The sequence below is a fragment of the Phyllobacterium myrsinacearum genome (genome assembly GCF_002980555.1).
Taxonomy (GTDB): domain Bacteria; phylum Pseudomonadota; class Alphaproteobacteria; order Rhizobiales; family Rhizobiaceae; genus Phyllobacterium; species Phyllobacterium myrsinacearum.
The window spans coordinates 68,699-91,280 of the sequence record NZ_PVBT01000001.1 but is presented as its reverse complement, the minus strand read 5'-3'; the positions used below and the strand labels follow the sequence as shown (position 1 = coordinate 91,280).

Annotated in this window: 23 protein-coding genes; 10 read left to right on the top strand and 13 right to left on the bottom strand. The window is 61.7% G+C overall.

Going from position 1 to position 22,582, the window contains the following annotated elements; translation table 11 throughout:
• Position 1: 1 nt before the first annotated feature.
• Positions 2-271: a type II toxin-antitoxin system Phd/YefM family antitoxin gene (locus C5750_RS00425; RefSeq protein ID WP_105731903.1), complete on the top strand. Its 270-nt coding sequence runs from the start codon at positions 2-4 to the stop codon at positions 269-271.
• Entirely contained in the window at positions 268-657 is a 390-nt protein-coding gene (locus C5750_RS00420; RefSeq protein ID WP_105731902.1) for a type II toxin-antitoxin system VapC family toxin, read from the top strand. Before C5750_RS00425 ends, C5750_RS00420 begins: the two co-directional genes overlap by 4 nt.
• Before the next feature lie 66 nt (positions 658-723).
• On the opposite strand, the gene C5750_RS00415 is transcribed toward C5750_RS00420, so the two are convergent.
• From C5750_RS00415 to C5750_RS00395, 5 genes are all read right to left on the bottom strand, one after another.
• Entirely contained in the window at positions 724-1,890 is a 1,167-nt protein-coding gene (locus C5750_RS00415; RefSeq protein WP_105733040.1) for an iron-containing alcohol dehydrogenase, read from the bottom strand.
• A 20-nt stretch (positions 1,891-1,910) separates the two neighbouring features.
• A complete protein-coding gene (locus tag C5750_RS00410) occupies positions 1,911-3,296 on the bottom strand; it encodes an aldehyde dehydrogenase family protein (protein WP_105731901.1) in 1,386 nt (461 codons plus the stop codon).
• 82 nt (positions 3,297-3,378) lie between these two features.
• Positions 3,379-4,749 (bottom strand): glutamine synthetase family protein, encoded by a 1,371-nt coding sequence (locus C5750_RS00405; RefSeq protein WP_105731900.1) that lies wholly within the window; start codon positions 4,747-4,749, stop codon positions 3,379-3,381.
• Between the two features lie 82 nt (positions 4,750-4,831).
• The gene (locus tag C5750_RS00400; RefSeq protein ID WP_105731899.1) at positions 4,832-6,412 is read right to left on the bottom strand and encodes an APC family permease; all 1,581 of its coding nucleotides are present in this window, start codon (positions 6,410-6,412) and stop codon (positions 4,832-4,834) included.
• Positions 6,413-6,469: 57 nt separating this feature from the next.
• On the bottom strand, positions 6,470-7,270 hold the full coding sequence (locus tag C5750_RS00395) for an N-formylglutamate amidohydrolase (protein WP_105731898.1): 801 nt from the start codon (positions 7,268-7,270) through the stop codon (positions 6,470-6,472).
• A 135-nt stretch (positions 7,271-7,405) separates the two neighbouring features.
• Between C5750_RS00395 and C5750_RS00390 the strand changes: the two genes are divergently transcribed.
• Positions 7,406-8,239, top strand: coding sequence for a MurR/RpiR family transcriptional regulator (locus tag C5750_RS00390; RefSeq protein WP_105731897.1), 834 nt, complete (start codon positions 7,406-7,408; stop codon positions 8,237-8,239).
• 90 nt (positions 8,240-8,329) lie between these two features.
• Positions 8,330-9,748, top strand: coding sequence for an NADP-dependent phosphogluconate dehydrogenase (gndA, locus tag C5750_RS00385; RefSeq protein ID WP_105731896.1), 1,419 nt, complete (start codon positions 8,330-8,332; stop codon positions 9,746-9,748).
• Here the strand turns inward: gndA and C5750_RS00380 are convergent, their stop codons facing one another.
• Positions 9,749-10,747: a GlxA family transcriptional regulator gene (locus tag C5750_RS00380; RefSeq protein ID WP_105731895.1), complete on the bottom strand. Its 999-nt coding sequence runs from the start codon at positions 10,745-10,747 to the stop codon at positions 9,749-9,751.
• Entirely contained in the window at positions 10,744-11,307 is a 564-nt protein-coding gene (locus C5750_RS00375) for an isochorismatase family protein (protein ID WP_105731894.1), read from the bottom strand. Before C5750_RS00375 ends, C5750_RS00380 begins: the two co-directional genes overlap by 4 nt.
• Before the next feature lie 284 nt (positions 11,308-11,591).
• Between C5750_RS00375 and C5750_RS00370 the strand changes: the two genes are divergently transcribed.
• The gene (locus C5750_RS00370; protein ID WP_105731893.1) at positions 11,592-12,200 is read left to right on the top strand and encodes an alpha/beta hydrolase; all 609 of its coding nucleotides are present in this window, start codon (positions 11,592-11,594) and stop codon (positions 12,198-12,200) included.
• Between the two features lie 33 nt (positions 12,201-12,233).
• On the opposite strand, the gene C5750_RS00365 is transcribed toward C5750_RS00370, so the two are convergent.
• Both C5750_RS00365 and odc2 read right to left on the bottom strand, forming a co-directional pair.
• A complete protein-coding gene (locus C5750_RS00365; protein WP_105731892.1) occupies positions 12,234-12,863 on the bottom strand; it encodes a GNAT family N-acetyltransferase in 630 nt (209 codons plus the stop codon).
• A gap of 84 nt (positions 12,864-12,947) precedes the next feature.
• Entirely contained in the window at positions 12,948-14,081 is a 1,134-nt protein-coding gene (gene odc2, locus C5750_RS00360) for an ornithine/lysine decarboxylase (protein WP_105731891.1), read from the bottom strand.
• A gap of 541 nt (positions 14,082-14,622) precedes the next feature.
• On the opposite strand from odc2, the gene C5750_RS00355 reads away from it, so the two are divergent.
• The 4 genes from C5750_RS00355 (at position 14,623) to C5750_RS00340 (ending at position 18,552) form a co-directional block, all read left to right on the top strand.
• On the top strand, positions 14,623-15,813 hold the full coding sequence (locus C5750_RS00355) for an amidase (RefSeq protein ID WP_105731890.1): 1,191 nt from the start codon (positions 14,623-14,625) through the stop codon (positions 15,811-15,813).
• Position 15,814: 1 nt separating this feature from the next.
• On the top strand, positions 15,815-16,714 hold the full coding sequence (locus C5750_RS00350) for a LysR family transcriptional regulator (RefSeq protein ID WP_105731889.1): 900 nt from the start codon (positions 15,815-15,817) through the stop codon (positions 16,712-16,714).
• 115 nt (positions 16,715-16,829) lie between these two features.
• Positions 16,830-17,441, top strand: a complete 612-nt coding sequence (locus C5750_RS00345) for a DUF1007 family protein (RefSeq protein ID WP_245420997.1) — start codon at positions 16,830-16,832, stop codon at positions 17,439-17,441.
• 4 nt (positions 17,442-17,445) lie between these two features.
• Complete coding sequence (locus C5750_RS00340) at positions 17,446-18,552, top strand: nickel/cobalt transporter (protein WP_105733039.1); 1,107 nt, start codon at positions 17,446-17,448, stop codon at positions 18,550-18,552.
• Between the two features lie 59 nt (positions 18,553-18,611).
• On the opposite strand, the gene C5750_RS00335 is transcribed toward C5750_RS00340, so the two are convergent.
• Both C5750_RS00335 and C5750_RS00330 read right to left on the bottom strand, forming a co-directional pair.
• The gene (locus C5750_RS00335) at positions 18,612-18,824 is read right to left on the bottom strand and encodes a hypothetical protein (protein WP_165403425.1); all 213 of its coding nucleotides are present in this window, start codon (positions 18,822-18,824) and stop codon (positions 18,612-18,614) included.
• A 60-nt stretch (positions 18,825-18,884) separates the two neighbouring features.
• The gene (locus C5750_RS00330) at positions 18,885-19,559 is read right to left on the bottom strand and encodes a GNAT family N-acetyltransferase (RefSeq protein WP_105731887.1); all 675 of its coding nucleotides are present in this window, start codon (positions 19,557-19,559) and stop codon (positions 18,885-18,887) included.
• A gap of 91 nt (positions 19,560-19,650) precedes the next feature.
• Between C5750_RS00330 and C5750_RS00325 the strand changes: the two genes are divergently transcribed.
• Positions 19,651-20,820 carry a pyridoxal phosphate-dependent aminotransferase gene (locus C5750_RS00325; protein ID WP_105731886.1) on the top strand — a complete coding sequence of 390 codons (1,170 nt, stop codon included), beginning with the start codon at positions 19,651-19,653 and terminating at the stop codon, positions 20,818-20,820.
• A gap of 4 nt (positions 20,821-20,824) precedes the next feature.
• Here C5750_RS00325 and modC read toward each other — a convergent pair whose 3' ends face one another.
• Together modC and modB are read right to left on the bottom strand one after the other, a co-directional pair.
• On the bottom strand, positions 20,825-21,901 hold the full coding sequence (gene modC / locus C5750_RS00320; RefSeq protein ID WP_245420945.1) for a molybdenum ABC transporter ATP-binding protein: 1,077 nt from the start codon (positions 21,899-21,901) through the stop codon (positions 20,825-20,827).
• Positions 21,898-22,581, bottom strand: a complete 684-nt coding sequence (gene modB, locus C5750_RS00315) for a molybdate ABC transporter permease subunit (protein WP_105731884.1) — start codon at positions 22,579-22,581, stop codon at positions 21,898-21,900. The genes modC and modB overlap by 4 nt, the downstream gene beginning before the upstream one ends.
• Position 22,582 lies beyond the last annotated feature (1 nt).

The window sequence follows — 22,582 nt, the reverse complement described above, 5'->3', positions numbered from 1 at the left end:
CATGGTCACCGTGAATATGCACGATGCGAAAACCAAACTTTCAAGTCTGGTCGAGGGCTTGGAATCTGGCCGCGAGAACGAGATAGTTCTGGCGCGTAATGGCAAACCTGTTGCCAGACTTGTGCCCTATAGCGCTCCGAAACGCTTCGGCGCGGCACAGCATATTCTTGCAGGCTTGAACCTTCCTGAAACGGTGGAAGCGTTCAACGCAGGCGATACCGAGATAGCAGCAGATTTTGCAGCGAGTGGCGAGCAAGACATTTTTCCATGAAAATCCTGCTCGATACGCACATCGCGATCTGGATTGCTGCGGGCAATCCCAGCGCTTCGCGGAAAATCAAGGATATTGCTGACGATCCTGAAAATTCGTTGTTCATCAGCAGCGCGGTCATATGGGAAATCGCGATCAAGCATGGCAAGGGACAGTTGGCTCTTCACCCGCTTGAGGCCAGATCATCGTTTCATCAGACAGGAATGACCGAACTGCCAATCAGTGTCGACCACACGTTAGCGCTTACTTCGCTGGCCCAATACCCGGATCATGCGGACCCATTTGATCGCATCATGATTGCCCAAGCTCTGCATGAAGCGATGCCACTCCTGACAGCGGACGCGAAGCTTTGGCGCTATCACCCGACACTCGTCATTCCTGCTTGACCAGAGCCCAGCAAAAAGGCGCTGTTTCCAGCGCCTTTCAATTTGACGATTGAAGCGGGCCGGAGCCTATCCTTCAATCGCTTCGTCCAGCAGCTTGAGCGCTGCTTTCTTTGTCAGTTTGACCGGATTGCCGCCGGCGGTCGGATCGACAATCGCCATGTCGGCGATCAGTTCCTTCTGCTTCTTGCTCATGTTCAGATCCTTGATCAGACCGGGCAGCGCATGCGGCACCTTCAACTCCTTGCGCAGCTTGAGGATCGCCTTGGCAAAACCGTCGAACCCGCCCTTGATGCCGATATAGCTGGCCAGCCGCGCAATGCGCTCTTCCACCGCATCGCGGTTGAACGCCAGCACATAGGGCATGAACACCGCATTGGTCATGCCGTGGTGGGTGTCGTACAGCGCGCCGATGGGATGCGACAGCGAATGGATCGCGCCGAGGCCCTTCTGGAAGGCGGTGGCGCCCATGGCCGCGGCGCTCATCATATGGGCGCGCGCCGTCAGGTCCTTGCCATTGGCATAGGCCTTGGGCAGGTTTTCGAACACAAGCCGGATGCCTTCGACCGCGATGCCGTCGGCCATCGGGTGATAGCCCGGCGCACAATAGGCCTCGAGGCAATGCGCCAGCGCGTCCATGCCGGTACCGGCGGTGATGAAGGCGGGCATACCGACCGACAATTCCGGATCGGCGATGACGATTGCCGGGAGAAGTTTTGGATGGAAGATGACCTTCTTGGTGTGGGTCTCTTCATTGGTGATGACACCCGCGCGGCCCACTTCCGAACCCGTCCCCGCCGTGGTCGGCACGGCGATGATCGGCGCGATGACATCGCTGTTGGCGCGCGTCCACCAGTCGCCCACATCCTCGAAATCCCAGACCGGCCGGGTCTGGCCCGCCTGGAAGGCGATGAGCTTGCCAAGGTCGAGCGCCGAGCCGCCGCCAAAGGCGATGACGCCGTCGTGCTTGCCCTTCTTGAATACGGCAATGCCGGCGGTGAGGTTGGATTCGACCGGGTTGGGTTTCACCTCGGAGAAAACGCCGTAGGGAACTTTGGCATCATCGAGGATTTTCAGCGTGCTCGCCACCACCGGCAGCTTGGCGAGGCCGGGATCGGTGACGAACAGCGGCCTCTTGATGCCGGTCGCCTCGAGAACCTCGGGCAGTTCCTTGATACGGCCCGCACCGAAGCGAACGGTGGTCGGGTAATTCCATTTGGAGATCAGCTTGCTCATCATGTGTCTCTTTCAGAAAATCAGATCGCTTCACGCAGGTGGAAGGATTTGGGACGGGTCAGGTTGCCGTAACCGATGGCCGACATGGCGGCGCCCTTGCCGGTTTCCTTGACGCCGGTCCACACCAGCGCCGGATCGATATAATCGCAGCGGTTCATGAACACCGTACCGGTTTCGATCCGCTCGCCAATGGCAGCGGCCCGGTCCGTATCGGTGGTCCACAGCGACGCCGTCAAGCCATACTGGCTGTCATTCATCAGCGCGAGGGCTTCCTCGTCATTGCGCACCTTCATGATGCCGACAATGGGGCCAAAGCTTTCCTCGCGCATGACGCTCATCTGGTGGTCGACGCCGGTCAGCACTTCGGGCGCAAGATAGGGCGATCCGGCCGCGTCATTGGCAACGCGCATATTGACATGCGCCTTGGCGCCCTTGCGCAGGGCTTCCGCCTTCTGTTCGCGGATGAGTTCGGCAAAGCGTGTCTGCGCCATCGGGCCCATCGTGGTGGCCGCATCGAGCGGATTGCCGACCACATACTGCTTCGTCAGGTCGACAAAGCCGTCGACAAAACGGTCATAGACATCCGCATGCACATAGATGCGCTCGATGCCGCAGCAGCACTGGCCGGAGTTGAAGAAGGCGCCGTCGACCAGATTGGCCACCGCATGGTCGAGATTGACATCAGGCAGCACATAGGCCGGGTCCTTGCCGCCAAGCTCCAGCCCGAGCGACATGAAGGTGCCCGCCGCCGCCTTTTCGATGGCGCGGCCGCCACCGACCGAGCCGGTGAAGTTGACGTGGTCGATCAGGCCCGACCCCAGCAGTTTCTCGGTCTGGGCATGGTTCAGCACGATGTTCTGGAAAACGCCCTTCGGCAGCCCGGCCGCAGCAAAAGCCTGGGCGAAACGCTCGCCGACAAGCAGCGTCTGCGCCGCATGCTTGAGGATGACGGTGTTGCCAGCCATCAGCGCCGGGATGATCGTGTTGACGGCGGTCAGGTACGGATAGTTCCATGGCGCGATGACCATGACGACACCCAGCGGCACGTGCCGGATGTAACGGCGGAAGCCCGGCTTGTCATTTTCGATAACAGGCGCAAGCGCCCGTTCGGCAATCGCGACCATGTAGCGGGTGCGTTCCTCCACGCCGCCCTTTTCCCCGCCATAGCGCACGGGGCGGCCCATCTGCCAGGCGATCTCCGGCATGATCGCGTCATTCATGGCAAGCAGCGCATCCAGCGCCGCAAGGCAAAGCCGGCCGCGTTCAGCGATGCTGGTCTGCGACCAGCCGGCCTGCGCCTGCCTTGCCGCTTCCACGGCCGCGTCGATGGCCTTGTCCGTTGCAACGGGACGCTCCGCGTAGACGGAGCCGTCAATGGGGGTGATCAGTTTGACCGTCTCGGTCATGGGTAAACCTCTAGCCTGTGTTTTCCAAAAACTGGCCCTGCCCCGCAAATGCTTGCCGCGGGACAGGCCTTTGCCGTGATCTTCAATACCGTTCGAAACCGCGATGCAACTCCCAATCGGTGACGCGGCGGTCATATTCGAACTGCTCCCACCGGGCGGTGTGCACGTAATGCTCGACCACCTCGTCGCCGAGCGCCGTCTTCAGCATTTTCGACTTCGCCAGCGTTTCGGTCGCCTCGCGCAGGGTCTTGGGGATTTCGCGCAACCGCGCCCCGCCATAGGCGTCGCCCTGGAACGGCTTGTCGAGTTCCAGCTTCTCGTCGATACCCGCCAGACCCGACGCGATCAGACCGGCAAAGGCGAGATAGGGATTGAGATCAGCCCCGCCAATGCGGCATTCGATGCGGATGCCCTTGGTGCCTTCGCCGCACAGGCGGAAGCCCGCCGTCCGGTTGTCGAGGCTCCAGACATTCTTCGTCGGCGCGAAGGTGCCCGCCTGGAAGCGCTTGTAGGAGTTGATGTAGGGCGCGAGGAAGAAGGTGAAATCATCGGCATATTTCAGCTGCCCCGCCACCCACTGGCGCATCAGCGGCGACATGGTGTATTCGGCGTTCTTGTCATAGAACAGCGGCGTCTTGCCATCGGCGCTCCACAGCGAGTTGTGCACGTGGCTGGAACTGCCGGCGAGCGCATAATCATACTTCGCCATGAAGGTAATCGCCTTGCCCATCTGGGTGGCGATTTCCTTGCAGCCGTTCTTCATGATCACATGCCGGTCGGCCATTTCAAGCGCTTCGGCATAGCGCACATTGATTTCCTCCTGGCCCGGACCCCACTCACCCTTGGAGTTTTCCACGGGAATGCCCGCATCGAACAGACCGTTGCGGATGGCGCGCATGACGGCGTCTTCCTTGGTGGTCATCTGGATCACATAGTCCTGGATGTAGGGCGATGCAGTGGTCATGCCCTTCCAGTGCTTTGCACGCGCACTCTCATAGGTCTCGTCGAACAGGTAGAATTCCAGTTCCGAGGCGAAGTAGGCGAGATAGCCGCGCTCCTTCAGCCGCGCCAGCTGGCGCTTCAGGATGGCGCGCGGCGAATGCGTGAGATCCTCGTGATGGTGATGGTCGAGAATATCGCACAGGACCAGCGCGCATTTTTCCAGCCACGGGATATGGCGGATGGTGGAAAGGTCAGGCTTGATGACGAAATCGCCATAGCCCTGTTTCCAGCTGGCGGCCTTGTAGCCGGGCACCGGCTCCATATCGATGTCATTGGCCAAGAGATAGTTGCAGCCATGGGTCTCGTCATGGGCGGAGTCGACGAAGAAGCTGGCATGAAAGCGCTTGCCGATCAGGCGGCCCTGCATGTCGACGAAGCAGGCCAGCACCGTGTCAATCTCGCCATTGGTTACATGGCGCTTTAATTCGTCGAAACTCCAATGTCCGGGCATTTCGTGTCTATCCTCAAACAGAATTTGGATTGGGTCAAAAGACAGGGCGGCGGGCTCAAGCCGGCCGCCCCCGTTTTTGCAATCAGCCGCGTTCGCCGACGGCCTTTTCAGCGGCAGCAATATCGGCGGCACGCTTGGCCACGGCATCGCCGATGGGCGGGCCCTGGAAGCGGCGGCGTTCGAAACCGAACCAGACAAGAGCCGTCACCACCAGGAAGCCGACGGTGATGTACAGCGCCCATTCATTCGGCGGCTGGATGCCGATGATGAAGATCAGCGCCATGGCGAGGATCGACAGGATGGCGAACAGCTTGAACATGCCTTCGCCGAGATTCCATGGCCCCATCCGGTTCCATTTCGGCGTGCCCCAGGCGAAAAAGCCCAGTGCAATCGGAATGGCGAAGGAGAAGAACAGGAAGATGACCGTGCAGGAAACCACCACCGAATAGACCGGCGTGTCACCGATGGACACCATGTTCGAACCCCAGACGAACAGCACCGCCAGGGTGGCGCCCGTCCAGATGGCGGCGACAGGCGTGCGGTATTGCGGGCTGACCTTCGACAACAGGCTCGATCCCGGCAGGCCCTTGTCGCGGGCGAAGGCGAAAATCATGCGCGAGACCGAGGTGACCGTCGCCAGGCCGCAGAGGAACTGGCTGATGAAGATCAGGAAGTAGAGAATGTTCTTGACGACAGGATTGACCTGTTCGCCCATCGCCCAGAAGAAGACATTCCAGCCCTGTGCCGCCGCCGCATCCATGCTTGGCAGCATCAGCACGAACGAGCACAGCATGATATAGCCAAAGACGGCCGACCAGAGCACCGACGAAACCATGCCGCGCGGTACGGAATGCGCCGCCTTGACGGTTTCTTCGGATGTATGGGCGGATGCGTCATAGCCGGTGATCGTGTAGATCGGCAGCAGCAGGCCGAGCAGGAACACCCACAGGCTTGAGCTTGTCGGCCAGACCGGGCTGCCGGTCATCGATCCGTCCGCCGCCGGTGTCGGCATGCCGGAATAGTTGGCGAAGGTGAACAGGCGGCTGAATTCGAACGACTTGGCCGAAGCGAGGCAGACCACCGACAGGGCAATCGCCGTGGCGAAAATCAGATAGCCGGAAAAGTCGGTCAGCTTGGCGGTGAGGCCGATGCCCATATGGTTGACCAGGGCCTGGATGCCGGTCAGGATGATCAGGAAGATGATCTGCACCGTGGTGGAATCCGTGATCCCGAGATAGGTGCCGAAGGCGCCGATGAAGAAATAATAGGTGCCGACATTGATGGCACCGAGCACGGTGATCAGGCCGAGCAGGTTGAACCAGGCCGTCAGCCAGCCCGTGCCGCGATTGCCGAGGATCGATCCCCAGTGATAGAGGCCGCCTGCGGTCGGGTAAGCCGAGCTGATCTGCGCCATGGCGATGGCGAAGACCGCCGACACGAGGCAACCGAGCGGCCAGCCGATGCCGATGGCCGCACCGCCGGCGCCAGCCGTCGCCTGTCCCAGCGAGTTGATGCCGCCGGACAGGATGCAGATGATCGAAAATGAAATGGCGAAGTTGGAGAAGCGGCTCATGCGCCGCTCCAGTTCCTGGGCATAGCCCATGCCGTGGAGAACTTTGATGTCCTCCGATTTATCCACGTCGGTATAATCTTGGTGTGTCATCGTACTCACGTTCCCCGTTATTCTTGAGAGATTTCTAACGTCAGATACCAGTCTTCCTCAGATCCTGTTTGCAGCCTTCCTGGTTGTGGAAAGCGGCCCTTGGGCAATTTCCTTCAAAATGGCCGAGAGTGTCCCGGCCCATGCTTTTTCTTCTTTGGGCGTGGTGATGAGATCGTTGCGGATCTCGATCATCACCGCGGCAAGTCCTTGCGCCGATGCGTGGCGGTCAAGCGTGTAATAGACCCGGTCGGCGGGCGAATAGGGCTCATTGATGCCGACGCAGTATTGATCGAGCGCCTGCAGGCCCGCGATCAGCGGTGCGGCAACCTGATCGTATTCGTCATGAATGATGCCGATGTGCCAGGGCCGGTCGACCCCGCGATAGACCGGCGTGAACGAATGCACCGCCACATAGACCGGCGCCGGAAATCCCTTGCGCGCACGCTCCCTTGCCAGTTCTTCGATGGCCGCATGATAGGGCTGATGCGACAGTGCGATACGCCGCTGCCTTTCCAGCGCATCGAGGTCCGTATTGGCGGGAACCGTGGTCAATTCGCTCGTGGCCGGGATGAGATCGGGCGCATCGAGCGGCCGGTTGCAATCGATGATCAGCCGCGAGATGCAGGATTCGACCAGCGGCGCGTCCAGCAGCGCAGCCATCCCCTGGCTGACCCCCAGCGCGCCGGGGTCCCAGGCGATATGCTTTTGCAGATCGTCCGGCTCAAGGCCGAGACGGCCATAGGGCGCGGGAATGTGGTTGGAAGCATGATCGCACAGAATGACAAACGGCGAACCGCCATCGGGGTTGGATACCCGGACCGGCTCCCAGACACTGTGCGTGGCCTGCGATAATCCCATTTTGCCCTCTTCGGCAATTTGTACTTTGTATTACATTTTGTATTTTTATTTCAACTCACGTATGATTTGATACACAAGTCACAAAATTGTCAAATGCGAAAATTGCGTTTCTTGACTTTGACCGAAAGAAGTTTGATGGGAACAAGCATTTCCGAACTGATCAGCGAAAAAATCGATGCCATGTCGACGTCGGAGCGCAAGGCCGCGCAGACCCTCATCGCCAACTACCCGCTGATCGGCCTGCGCACGGTGGCGGAGTTTTCGGCGCAGGCGGGGGTCAGTTCGCCGACGATCCTGCGTTTCGTCTCGCGTCTCGGCTTTCAGGGCTATCCGGAGTTCCAGCAGGCCCTGCAGCAGGAACTCGCCGCCCAGATCCAGTCGCCGCTCAACCGCGCGACGATCATTCAGTCATCCAAGAGCAGCACCGCTTACCCGCTGATGGAAGCAGCCATCGAGAACATCCGTGAAACGTTTCACCATCTTTCGACACAGCAGCTCGACGATGCGACGGAAGCGCTCAGCCGCACCCGCACCCATGTCTATCTGCTCGGCGGCCGCTTCACCGATCCGATTGCCATCTACATGGCCGCGCATCTGAAGATCATCCGTTCCGGCGTCACCCATCTCACCGGCCAGGAAAGCAACTGGCGCGATCAGCTGATCGATATGGGCAAAAAGGACGTCCTCGTCATCTTCGATATCCGCCGCTATCAGGACAGCCTCATCCGCTTCGCCGAGAAGGCACAGGCGCGCGGTGTCGAGATCGTGCTGGTCACCGACCAGTGGCTCTCACCCATCGCCCGCTTTGCCCGCCATGTCATTGCCGGGCGCACCGCCGTGCCTTCGCCCTGGGACTCCTCCACCACGCTTTTCCTGATGGCGGAAACCCTGATCGCCGGGGTAACGCAGAAGCTGCAGAACAGCAGCGCCGAACGCATCCGTGACATGGAACAGCTGCGCGACGGCTGAGATTGTCATTGCCCGGAATGCACATTGATATACAAATGCTCACCCGGGCTCTGGGCCTGCGTTCGAATCGAATAAAGCAAGGACATAATCATGCAGCAAGCTGACATTGGATTGATCGGCCTTGGCGTCATGGGTGCCAATCTCGCGCTCAATATTGCCGAAAACGGTTATCGCGTCGCGGTTTACAACAGGACGGTGGAAAAGACCCACGCCTTCCATCAGGAAGCGGGCGCCCTCAAAGACAAGATCATTCCCTGCGAAACGCTGGAAGACCTGGCCAAAAATATCCGCGCACCCCGTCCGATCATCCTGATGGTAAAGGCCGGTGAAGCCGTCGATGAGCAGATTGCAGCGCTGAAGCCCTTCCTTGCCAAGGAAGACATCATCATCGACGCGGGCAATGCCAACTTCCACGATACGGTCCGCCGCCTGAAGGAACTCGGCGCCAATGATCCGACCTTCGTCGGCATGGGCGTTTCCGGCGGTGAAGAAGGCGCGCGCCACGGCCCGTCGATCATGGTCGGCGGCACGCCCGAATCCTATGCGCGCATCGAACCGGTGCTGACTGCCATTTCGGCGAAGTATGAGGGCGAATCCTGCGCCGCACTGCTCGGCCCCGATGGCGCCGGTCACTTCGTCAAGACGATCCACAACGGCATCGAATATGCCGACATGCAGATGATCGCCGAAATCTACGGCATCCTGCGCGATGGGCTCGCACTGTCGCCGGTTGAAATCGGCAAGATTTTCGACACGTGGAACAAGGGCCCGCTCAATTCCTACCTGATCGAAATCACCGCCAAGGTGCTCGCCGCCACCGACACGGAAACCGGCAAGCCGGCCGTCGAGATCATCGTCGACAGCGCGGGCCAGAAGGGCACCGGCCGCTGGGCCGCCATCGAGGCGCAGATGCTTGGCATTCCGGCAACCGGGATTGAAGCGGCGGTTGCCGCGCGCTCGATTTCGGCGCTGCGCGACGAACGCGCCAGGGCGGCCAAGGCCTATGCCTCGCTCGGCGCCCCCAAGCTTGCGGGCACGGATCAGTCATTCATCGACGCACTCGAACAGGGCCTTCTCGCTGGCAAGATTGCCGCCTATGCGCAAGGCTTTGCCGTCATGTCAGGCGCTTCGGCCGAGCATGGCTGGAACATCCCGCTCGACACCACGGCTAAAATCTGGCGCGCCGGTTGCATCATCCGTTCGCAGTTCCTCGACGAGATCGCCTCGGCGTTCGCCGGTGGCGGCCAGGACAATCTGCTGCTGGCGCCATCCTTCGTCGAACGCATGAAGACAGCCTCGACGGCATTGCGCGACGTGGTTGCCAAGGCGGCCCTCGCCGGTCTGCCGACCCCGGCGCTGGCCGCCGCCCTCGGCTATTTCGATGGTTACCGGCAGGCACGCGGCACGGCCAATCTCATCCAGGCCCAGCGGGACTTCTTCGGCGCCCACGGTTTCAAGCGCGTGGACAAGGAAGGCGATTTCCACGGCCCGTGGTCGGATATCGGCTGATCACGGCATCCCCCGCGCCCCGCTTGGCGGGGTGGCGTGGATGCGGCCCCAGGCGCGGCGCAGCTGCCGCGCCGAAGCGAACCCCGTGCGCTCCGCCACACCTTCCATGTCAAGCCGCGTATGGCTGAGGATTTCCTGCGCCAGCGCCACCCGCAGGCGGTTGAGGTAATCGGGAATGCTCATGCCCGCATGTTCGTTGAACAGGCGTGACAGATGCCGCGGGCTGGTTGCGGCGATATCCGCCAGGCTTTCCAGCGTCCAGCGTTGCGCCGGGTCGGCGGCAAGCCGGTCCTGCACCCGGTGGATCGCCGGGTGGATGTGGTTGCGCCCGTCCAGCCATGGCGACCATTGCGGATCGGTGCCGCTGCGCCTGAGATAGACCACCAGATAGCGCGCGACGGCCACCGCGCAGGCCGGCCCGGCCATCTGGCTGACCAGATGCAGCATCAGATCGATGCCCGCCGTGATCCCCGCGCTGGAAAAACGGTTGCCGTCCTCGACGTAGAGCCGGTTGTCCAGCACCCGCGCCGTCGGCGCCAGGGCGCGCAGATCGTCAACGGAGGCGAAATGGGTGGTGCAGCTGCATGCATCGAGCAGACCGGCCCGCGCGGCGAGAAGCGCGCCGGAGCAGATCGTCACCAGCGTCTGGCTTTCCCCCACATGTGCCTTCAGCCAGGCGACAATCTCCCTATCGCGGTGTCCATGCGCCTCCGCCCCGCGGCTCGCCGCCGTGTCCATAAGGATCGTCGTATCGCCCGCCAGCATGATCATCGCATCATCCGGCACATGGTGGGGCAGCGGCTCGATCCCGCTGATGGTCAAGCCGATGGATGTGGTGACGCTCGCCAGCGGGCCGACATAGCGCACGCCGAAATGCACCGCGTCCTGCTCCAGATTGGCCTTGCGCAGCACCTCGACCGGCCCGGCAATATCCAGCAGCAGCGCCCTTGCGGGCACCACCACCAGAACATCGATGTGCCGGCGTTCCTCCAGCGTCATGCGGCCAGCGCCTGCCCCGCCCCGTTCAACGCCTCGTCGACGGTGACGATGCGGGCAAAGCGTCCGTCCAGCACCAGTTCGGTGCGGGCACGGATCTCGTCGGCGCTGAAGGTGCGCCCGGCGGCATTGGTCATGGCGAAGGTCAGCGTGGCCTCGGAGACGTAATCGACGGTATAGCCGAGGTCCGACGCATGGCGCGTCGTGGTTTCGCAGCACTGTTCGGTGCGGATACCCGATACCAGCAGCTTGCGGATGCGGTTCTCCGTCAGCCAGACATCAAGCCCGCTGCCGACAAGCGCGCTATGCCGGGCCTTGTGGAACACGACCTCGGCCTCGAGCGAAACCGGTGCCAGCGGCTTGATGAAGCCGGAGTCCAGCGCAAACGGACCGTCGCCGTCGACATGGAAAATCTGGATGACCGGCAGGCCGGCGGCCTTGGCGCCATCGATCAGGCGCTGGATGTTGGCAATGAAAGGCTGCGCTTCGGCTTCGTTCCAATAGCCGCGCTGGCGAAAGGATTCCTGCACGTCGATGACGATAAGAGCAGTATCTGCGGACATTTCTGGCATCTCCTGTGTGTTGATAGCCCAACAATACAACGCGATGCAATCGGCTGATACGCATGCAATGGACGGGAAGCGGACAAAAAAGGACATCGATTGATGGAGTACATCCATTGCAAGCGTTGTCAAAGATTTCAGAACCATGCGCGCCCGCTGTCTACGCCACGGAGACAATCCATCAAGCGGCGGGCAGCTTTCACGCCAGCCGCCGCCGCGCCATATGTGAGGCAGCACGCACAATCACGAAGCCCGGTGCCAGGCGCCGGGCGGAAAGGACGGATATGTCTGCGAACACCTATCAGCACCGCATCCATGCAGCGCTTACCCCGAACAGCCCCCTCTTCTTCGTTTTTCACGGAACGGGCGGCGACGAGAACCAGTTCTTTGATTTCGCCCGCCGCCTGATCCCGTCTGCGGGTATCGTCTCGCCGCGCGGCGATGTCTCGGAGCATGGCGCCGCGCGCTTTTTCCGCCGCACCGCCGAAGGCGTCTACGACATGGACGATCTTGCCGTGCGGACGCAGGCCATGGCGGATTTTGTCAAAGCCCATAAGGACGCTGCCAATCCATCCGGCGTTGTCGGTCTTGGCTATTCCAACGGCGCCAACATTCTTGCCTCGGTCATGCTGGAGCAACCGGAGCTGTTTGACACGGCCATCCTGATGCATCCGCTGATTCCGTGGACACCGGCGCCCCAGCCAAAATTGGCGGGAAAGCGCGTGCTCATCACCGCCGGGCAGCGTGACCCGATCTGCCCGCCCGGCCGCACACAGGCGCTGGCGGATTATCTTGCGGCTCAGGGAACGGATGTGCGTATTGCCTGGCATCCCGGCGGACACGAAATCCAGCAGAGCGAGATCGGCGCAATCCAGGAATTTCTGACCCGCTAAACAAAAAGCCGGCCAAAGGGCCGGCTTTTCCATTCAGGCGGAGAACCGCAGCGAGACCGGAATGATCCGCATTGCCCGCGAGGAGCGGCGGCCTTTCGGCGTCAGCAGGCCCTTGGCACCATCCAGATGCCCCGGCTTCAGCTCCAGCGCGAGGAAGCGGCGGCGTTCGACCGGACCCGGCATGGCAAGCCCCGCTGTCTTCGCACCGGTAAAGCCGAAGCGCTCGTAATATTCGGGATCGCCGACCAGGATGATGGCGCCATGGCCGAGCCGGGCGGCTTCCTTGACCGCATGGCGCATCAGCGCCGAACCGATGCCGAGATCCTTCGATGCCGGATCGACGGCAAGCGGTCCGAGCAGCAGCGCGCGCACGCCCTTGCCCGCGGCGTCATGGCCGGCCTGGATGTCCCACAGCCGGACCGTACCGAGCAGCGCGCCGCCAGCACCGCGTGCCGAGAAGGCAAGACCTTCCGACGGCAGGCGGCCGCGGCGCAGCTTTTCCGACGACTTGCGGCGGCGGCCCTCGCCCATGGCGCGGTCGAGCAAATCTTCGCGCGCCTTCTCGTCCTGCGGCAGTTCATTGACGATGGTATAGGCACCCGCGCCGGCGAAATACAGGCCGTCGGGTACCAGGTTCTGTTCGATGTTTTCTGCTGCGTCCATTGTCTCGACCAATCATCTCATGTGCGTGTCACCGCTGCCCGGCGCGTTGCCGGGCAGAACGTTTCAACCGGGCTCAATGCCGGTTTAGATGACGTATGATCGGAGTGGTTCGAAGCCGTTGAAGGCCACCGCGGAATAGGTCGTGGTGTAGGCGCCCGTTCCCTCGATCAGCACCTCATCGCCGATGGTCAGCGAAATGGGGAGCGGATAGGGGTTCTTTTCGTACATCACGTCGGCGGAATCGCAGGTCGGACCGGCCAGCACGCAGGGTTCGCTGCGATCGCCATCCCGCGGGGTGGTGATCTGGTAGCGAATGGCTTCGTCCATGGTCTCTGCCAGGCCGCCGAACTTGCCGATGTCGAGATAGACCCAGCGGACATTGTCATTGTCGGCCTTCTTCGACACCAGCACGACTTCCGCCTTGATGACACCGGCATTGCCGACCATGCCGCGGCCTGGCTCGATGATGGTCTCGGGCAGGCGGTTGCCGAAATGCTTGCTCAGCGACTGGAAGATCGCCTGGCCATAGGCCTGTGCGGTCGGCACGTCCTTGAGGTAACGGGTCGGGAAACCGCCGCCCATATTGACCATCTTCAGCGTGATGCCTTCCTTGGCCAGCGCATCGAAAACCTGCTTGGCATCGCCCAGGGCACGGTCCCAGGCAGCCAGGTCCGTCTGCTGCGAACCGACATGGAACGACACGCCATAGGATTCGAGGCCGAGCTTCTGCGCTGCACGCAGCACGTCGACGGCCATGGCCGGTACGCAGCCGAACTTGCGCGACAGCGGCCATTCAGCGCCCGCACCATCGGTCAGGACGCGGCAGAACACGCGGGCGCCGGGAGCGGCACGGGCAACCTTTTCGACTTCTTCGACGCAATCGACGGCGAACAGGCGGATGCCGAGTTCGAAGGCGCGGGCAATGTCGCGCTCCTTCTTGATGGTGTTGCCGAAGGAAATACGGTCGGCCGATGCACCGGCATCGAGCGCCATTTCAACTTCTGCAACCGACGCTGTGTCGAAATTCGAGCCAAGCGAAGCCAGGAGGCGCAGGATTTCCGGCGCGGGGTTGGCCTTCACGGCATAGAAAATCTTCGAGTCCGGCAAGGCCATCTCGAAATTGTGGAAATTTTCGCGCACGACTTCGAGGTCGAGCACCATGCAGGGGCCATTCGGGCGTCGGGTATTGATGAAATCGAGAATGCGCTGTGTAGCCATCTTGGGTCTCCAATCGTGACGGCACTTCCGGCCGCCTCAACAAGTCGCGATCGCAGGGGTTTCTCCCCCGTATGACCGCCAGGACAAAGTGCGTGAATCCATCTCGCGCGAAGCCAGCCTTTGGAGATGCTGGAAACACGGACAAGTTCATGCGGCGATGGATCTACGCTAAGCCAGCGTTGATCCGCTTTGTCTGCCTTGGTTTGGATGAAGCCATCCGCACTACCGGCAATGAAGGTGTGCCTCTTCAGTAATTCCGGCTTATGGACAGCCGAAAGACACCAGAAAGGCCCGCACCGTCGTTGCTTCAAGATGTCCTCAGTTTGGCAGTAGGCCGTCAAACTGACTGGAGGGGTTAGTTCCAGGTACCATACCGTTTCTTCACCATAATGAAGATCGGCGGACACCCATGGGGCACGTGCGACTTTGGGCAAGGGCGATATAAGTCCAAACTTGTGTCCAATCAATGACAAATCTCGCATCTGCGAAATTTTTTTATTCATTGAACAAAGGGGGCCAAATCACATAGAATTATTGAACGATGCGCACGATTTCACCGCTGAATGCCCTGCTGAATCTGCCTTTTCAGGCCTTTCCACCGGTGGAGGGCCCGCTGAGCGGTTATACGCTCGCCGTCAAGGATATTTTCGATGTGGCCGGTTTGCCGACGCAATGTGGCAATCCTGGGAAAAATCACGAATCAGCCGCACATATTACCGCGCCATCGGTGCAGAAATTGCTGGATTCAGGCGCCCGTTTCATCGGCAAGACGCAGACGGATGAGCTGGCGTTTTCGCTGATGGGGCAGAACAGCCACTACCCCTTTCCGGTCAACCCGAAGGCGCCGGACCGGGTCACCGGCGGATCGTCATCCGGTTCCGCCTCCGCCGTGGCCGGCGGGCTGGCCGACATTGCCACCGGGTCCGACACCGGCGGTTCGATCCGCGCCCCGGCAAGCTTCTGCGGACTGATCGGCCTGCGCACCACGCATGGCCGCATTTCGCTGGCCGGCACCATGCCGCTTGCCCCCTCACTCGACACGTTCGGCTGGTTCGCCCGCGACAGGCACCTCTACGAAAAGGTCGGCGCGGTCCTGCTTGGACCGGATGCGGAGGATTTCAAGCTCAACCGCCCGCTGTTCATTCCGCTGCTTGAGCACTATCTGCTCGGCGAGGCGGAAGACGCCGCCTTCCGCGCCATGTACCGGCATGTCGCCGCCCATCTCGGCCATGCCAAATCCGCCCGCCAGTCCACAGCCTCCATGGACGATCTCTATCTCTGCTTCCGGCAGATTCAGGGCTTCGAGGCCTGGGCTTCCCATGGCGCCTGGATATCGGCAGGCGAGCGCGGCCTCGGCCCCGGCGTCAAGGACCGTTTCGACTATGGTTCGGCCATCGATGCGCAGACCTATGAGGCACAGACCCGGCGGCGCGATCTCTTCCGCCGCGAACTGGCCGATGTGCTGGGGGATGACGGCGTCATGGTGCTGCCGACCGTTCCGGGCGCCGCGCCGCTGGTCAGCTCGCCCTTCGATGACCTGCAGACCTACCGGGAACGCGCCCTGCATCTCCTCTGCCTGTCCGTCCTTTCGGGCTTTCCGCAGATCACCTTGCCGCTCGGCGAAGTCCATGGTGCACCCTTCGGCATTTCCCTGCTTGGCCCCAAGGGCAGCGACAGCGCCCTGATCCGGCTTGGCAGCGCCATTCTGTCCGCCGCGGAAGGAAACCACTGACATGGACACACTCACCCGGATGCGGGCCTATATCGACGTGGTGGAGGCGGAAGGGTTTTCCGCCGCAGCCCGGAAGATCGGCCGCTCCAAGGCGCTATTGTCCAAATATGTGCGGGAGCTGGAGGACGAGCTCGGCGCGCTGCTGCTCAACCGCACCACCCGGCAATTCTCGCTGACCGAAGCCGGGCACACCTATTACCAGCGCGCCAGCGAAATCCTGCGCGAGGTGGAAAGCCTGCAGGAAACGGTGCGCGAATCGAGCAGCGACATCAAGGGCCGCATCAAGATATCGGCGCCGCGCACCTTCGCCGATGCGGATATCGGCCAATGCCTGATCGACTTCTGCATCGAGCAGCCGGATATCATTCTCGATGTGCGCCTGGACGACCGGTTCGTCGACCTGGTCGAAGAGGGTTTCGACCTCGCCATCCGCATCACCCGTCTGCAGGATTCCTCGCTCATCGCCAAGCGCATCGCTCCCTTCGGGACGCTGCTATGCGCCTCGCCTGAACTGATCGAGCGGGTCGGCCGCCCGACCCGTCCCGAGCAGCTGGCCTCCCTGCCCTGCATCATCGACACCAACAACCGCTCGCGCAACAATTGGCAGTTTCTCAACGACAGCGGCCCGACGATCTCCGTGCAGGTATCGGGCCGGATGGAAATCAACAGCCCGCTGTCCACCCGCCGTGCCGTGCTGGCCGGGCTGGGGTTCGGTTCCATGCCGGATTTCATCGCCAGGCCCGATATCGAGAGCGGCAGGCTGGTCAGCGTGCTGGAGGAGTTTTCGCTGCGCGATGGCGGGATTTATGCGGTTTACCCGCACCGCCGCTATCTGCCGGCCAAAGTGCGCGTGCTTGTTGACTATCTGGCAAAATGGTTCAAGGACAACCGCCGGGCGTGAATATGTTATATCGTCCCAATTTCGACACGTTCGGAATGTCCTTTGCGCTCATGTTACAGGCGGAATAATGCATCAACGAATCGCGATTTTCGTCGCAACCCTCGCAACAGGCCTGATGATCGCCACGCCGGCGTATGTGCATCCGCACGTCTTCGCCGAGGCGCGTCTCGATATCACCATCAATCCCGACGGAACCGTGCAGAAACTCGGCCATGTCTGGCGTTTCGACGATCTCTTCTCCAGCACCGTCCTCGTCGAATTCGACAAGAACGGCGATCTGAAGCTGGACGAGAAGGAACTGACCGATCTCGCAAACACCATCAATGCATCGATTTCCGAATTCGACTATTTCCAGACGGTAACGCTCGACAACAAGAAGGTCGTCATGGCGCCGCCGGAGCACCTGATCGCCGATTTCCAGAACAATCAGCTGCTGATCATCTTCGAGAGCAAGCCGAAACAGCCGCTGAAGCTCGGCAAGGTCGCCAGTTTCGGCGTCTATGATCCGACCTTCTACACGGCGATCGATTACGTCAATGACAGCGATATTCATGTCACCGGCCTGCCCGCCAACTGCAAATCCAAGGTGGTGCGGCCCAATCCGGATGAAGCGCTTGCCGCCAATCAGGCAACGCTGACCGATTCGTTCTTCAACGACCCATCCGGGACCAACATGTCGAAAATCTTTGCGACCAAGCTGGAAATCGACTGCCCGGCAAAAGGATAAGATGATGCGGAAAACAACCCTTGTTTGTGCCCTTATTCTCGCAGCGCTGGCCGGCGGCCACGCATGGGCGCAGACCTCCTCGCTCGGCATCGGCTCGAACGAGGTGGCGATGCAGCCGACCGGGCCTTTCGCTGAAATCATCCTCTGGATCAACATCCAGCAGCGCAATTTCTACCTCGCCATGACCCATGCGCTCAAAGCCATGCGCGAGGACCCCTGGCAGGCCTCGGTGCTTGTTGGCCTCTCCTTCCTCTACGGCATCCTGCATGCGGTCGGCCCCGGACATGGCAAGGCGGTGATTTCCTCCTACATGCTCGCCAACGAGACCACGCTGAAGCGCGGCATCCTGTTGTCCTTCGCCTCGTCCATGCTGCAGGCCATCACCGCGCTGTTCATCGTCGGCCTGGCCTGGCTCGTGCTGCGCGGCACCACCGTGTCGATGAACGACGCGGCCCGCTACATGGAGATCGCCAGTTTCGTCCTGATCATCGCCTTCGGTCTGTCCCTGCTCTGGCGCAAGCTGCCGCTCCTGTTCAGCCCTCGCGTTGCCCATCTCATGCCGGAAAAGCACGATCACGGTTCTGTCCTGACCGACCACCACCACGATCATCATCACAGCCATGACGATGATGGCGGCTGCGGGCATGACCATCACGATCACAGCCACTCGGCGCATGCGCATGATCACACCCACCACACGCATGATCATCACGATCACCATCATGCGGCGGGGGAAGTCTGCGCCACCTGCGGGCATTCCCATGCGCCTGATCCGGCGATGCTTGCCGGCGAGTTCAACTGGAAGACCGCGTGGTCGGCCATCGTTGCGGTGGGCCTGCGCCCCTGTTCCGGCGCGCTGATCGTGCTGACATTCTCGCTGCTGAACGGGCTGATGCTCGGCGGCGTGCTCTCGGTTTTCGCCATGGCCTTCGGCACCTTCATCACCGTGGCGGCGCTGGCGACGCTGGCGGTCACGGCCAAGAATGTCGCCCTGAGGATTTCCGGCGGCGGCGCGCTTTCAACCCGCGTTCAGAACACCATCGAAGTCGGCGGTGCGCTGTTCATCGTGCTGGTCGGCGTGCTGCTGCTGACGGCAGCGCTGCGTTTTTAAACAATGTGCGTTTTGCATCGTTGTGGTGCGTGGTTCGACAAGCACACCGCCACAGCACCTTAATCCCTGCGGCGCTGGCTCCTGCCGCGCAACCAGAACACCAGAAAAAAACCAACCACAAAGACAGCGGCGAAAATGCCTGCCAGCACCGGCGAGCGGGCACCCAGCGCGATCATCATGGTGGGCATGTAGAATGCGGCAATTCCGAAACCAAGCATGATACAGGCTGCGGCGATGGCAGCATTGCGGCTTTTGGGATCACTCACGGTCATGCTCTTTCCTGGGTACAACAGTCGCAGCCTTTTTAGCCCCGTTGCGCCCGAACGCAAGCTCTAACCCGCGCGCAAATCCTCAAGCCGCCTGATCTGCATGCCCTGAGCATCGAAATTATCCGGCGACAGCCATGCCTGATAGGCGGCTTTCAGCGCCGGCCATTCGCTGTCGATGATCGAGAACCAGGCGGTGTCGCGGTTCTCACCCTTCTGCACCATGTGCTGACGGAAGATGCCTTCAAAGGTGAAGCCGAACCGCTCGGCCGCCCGCTTGGACGGCTCATTGGCATTGTTGCATTTCCACTCGTAGCGGCGGTAGCCGAGCGTGTCGAAGATATAGGAGGCAAAGAGATACTGCGCCTCGGTGGCCGCCGGTTTGCGCGCGATCAGCGGCCCCCAGTAGATGTTGCCGATCTCAATGACACCGAAGGCCGGGTCGATCCGCATCAGGGTCTGCCGTCCCGCTACCTCACCGGATGCCTTGTCGATGACGGCAAAGAACAGCGGGTCCTTGCTGGCCGAGACCTTTTCCAGCCACGCGTCGAATGCCGGGCGGTCGCCCGCTGGCGTTTCAAACAGATAGCGGAAACGGTCGGCCGCGTCCGCAACGCTCGATGCCGCGTAGAGCCCGTCGCCATGCCTGGCGGCGTCCAGCGGCTCCAGAGTGACGTATCGCCCCTCGATGGCTTCGCGGGCGGGCAGAGGGCGCGGTGTCCAGTCCTTGAGATCGGTCATGCTACCAAACCTGTTTTGCATATGAGTATTTGACTCCATACAATCGGAACCGCACAAAGCAGAAGACATAAATTGTATGTGAGACAAGATAATGCTGCGTACCATCTCCGGTTTCGACCGTATCGGTGAAGAAAATGCCTTCGCTGTTCTCGCCCGCGCCACCGCCCTCGCCGCCCAGGGCAAGGACATCATCAATCTCGGCATCGGCCAGCCGGATTTCAAAACGCCCGGCCATATCGTCGAAGCCGCCATCAAGGCGCTCAGAGACGGCCATCATGGCTATACGCCGGCAACGGGGCTGCTCGCCGCGCGCGAGGCCGTGGTGCGCCGCACGCTGACCACCACGGGTGTGGAAGTCTCGCCGGAGAATGTCATCATCGTTCCCGGTGGCAAGGTGACCATGTTTGCCGCCATCCTGATTTTCGGTGAGCCGGGCGCGGAAATTCTTTACCCTGATCCCGGTTTCCCGATCTATCGCTCGATGATCGAATTCACCGGCGCGACGCCGGTTCCCGTGCCGGTCCGCGAGGAGAATGGCTTTGCCTTCTCGGCTGAGGAGACGCTTGCGCTCGTCACGCCCAGGACGCGGCTGCTGATCCTCAATTCACCTGCCAACCCGACCGGCGGCGTCACCCCGAAGACCGAGATTGAAAAGCTGGTCAAGGGGCTGGAGGCGCATCCGCATGTCGCCATCATGTCCGACGAGATCTATGATGTGATAACCTATGATGGCGAGGAGCACTGCTCACTCCTGACCTTCCCGTCGATCCGCGACCGGCTGATCGTGCTCAACGGCTGGTCCAAGACATGGGCAATGACAGGCTGGCGCATGGGCTGGTCGATCTGGCCGGACGGTCTTTACGACAAGGTGCGCAAGCTCGCCGTCAATTGCTGGTCCTGCGTCAATGCCCCCAGCCAATATGCCGGCATCGCCGCCATCGACGGCCCGCAGGACGATGTGGAAAAGATGTGCCGCGCCTTCGACAGCCGCCGCAGGATCGTCGTCGACGGCCTCAACAGCCTGCCCGGCATCAGCTGTGCCACGCCGAAGGGCGCGTTCTATGCCTTCCCCAACATCAAGCAGACGGGATGGCCGGCCAAGCAGCTGGCGGCGGCCCTGCTGGATGAAGCCGGTGTGGCGCTGATCGGCGGTCCCGATTTCGGCATTCTCGGCGAGGGCTATATCCGCCTCTCCTACGCCAATTCGGAGGAAAACATCCTGCGCGCCATCGAGCGCATCGAGCGGTTCCTCGCCAAGTAACGGATCAGCCGCGCAACACGCCGCGATCCACCGATGCGGCCTTGACCAGGGCGAACACCGCCTCGCCCTGTTTGAGCGCAAGCTCGCTCGCCGACTTGCGCGTCAGCCGCGCAACGATGGTCTGGCCGCCAATGTCGAGCGTCAGGTCGCAGTCGGGACCGTCATTGCCGGCGATGGCGGTAATTTTCGCGGGCAGGATGTTGCGCACGCTGATCGCCTGCGGCAGGGCGCGGGCGATGGAAACGTCCCGCGCCCTTATCCGCAGCCGCAGCTTTGTTCCGGCGGCAAAGCCGAGCCTGGCGATCTGGAACGGCTGGCCGCCAATATCGAGGGATGTCAGCCCGAAAGCCTCGTCGCTTGCCGTGACCACGCCCGTCACCAGTGCACCGGCATCGTCATGGCTGCCGAGCCGCGAAAAGATCGCCTCGGCCGGTCCGCTCGCCGTGACCCGGCCGCCCTGCAGCAGCACGATCTCGTCGGCGAGCCGCGCCACCTCGTCGATCTCGTGGCTGACATAGAGGATCGGCAATCCGGTTTCATCGCGCAGGGTTTCGAGGAAAGGCAGGATTTCCTGGCGGCGCGAATGATCGAGGGACGACAGCGGCTCGTCCATCAGCAGCAGCGCCGGATTGGACAGAAGCGCCCGCCCGATCGCCACGCGCTGGCGCTCGCCGCCGGACAGCAGCGCCGGGGCGCGCTGCTGCAGATGCTCAAGGCCGAGCAGTGCCACCACCCGGTCATAGGACAGGCCTTCGCTGCGCCGCCCCGCCCAGCGCGCATAGGTCAGGTTGTTCCTGACCGAAAGATGCGGAAACAGCCGCGCATCCTGGAAGACATAGCCGATCCGGCGCTGTTCCGGCGCAAGGTGGATACCCCTGGCGCTGTCGAACAGCACGTGGTCGCGGATGGCGATCCGGCCCTTGGCCGGGCGCGTGACCCCGGCAATCATTTTCAGAAGCGTGGTCTTGCCCGCACCGGATTCGCCGAACAGCGCGGTGACGCCGCCGCCTGCCGTGAATGCGGCGGTGACGGGGAATGACCCGACCTGGCCCTCAACCGAGACGAACAACGTATCGCTCATGTCCGCCCTCCGCTGAGCCGCCGCTGCAGCCATTCGGATGCCACCACCGCGACGATCGAGATCACCACGGAAACCAGAATCAGCCGCAGCGCGGCCACATCGCCATTCGGGCTCTGCAGCAGCGAATATATGGCAAGCGACAGGGTCTGTGTTTCGCCCGGAATATTGGACACGAAAGTGATCGTCGCGCCGAATTCGCCCAGCGCCTTGGCAAAGCCCAGCACCGCACCGGCGAGAATACCCGGCAGCAGCAGCGGCAGCGTCACCGTCAGGAACACCACGATGCGCCCCGCACCAAGCGAGCGCGCCGCCTCCTCGAGGCCGCGATCGAGACTTTCGATGGAAAGGCGCATCGGCCGCACCAGCAGGGGAAAGGCCATGACACCGGCCGCCAGCGCCGCGCCGGTCCAGCGAAACGAAAAGGTCAGCCCGAACACGTCATTGAATAAGCCGCCCAGCATGCCGCGCGCGCCGAACCACACCAGCAGGAGATAGCCGGTGACGACGGGCGGAATGACCAGCGGCATGGTGATGAGCGCCTGCAGCAGGCTTTTGCCCCAGAAGGAAAAGCGCGCCAGAATCCAGGCGAAAACGAAGGCAAAGGGCAGAGCGACGAGGATCGCGACCAGCGCGACCCTCAGCGACAGAAGAACAATGGCCCATTCTGTCTCACCCGGCACG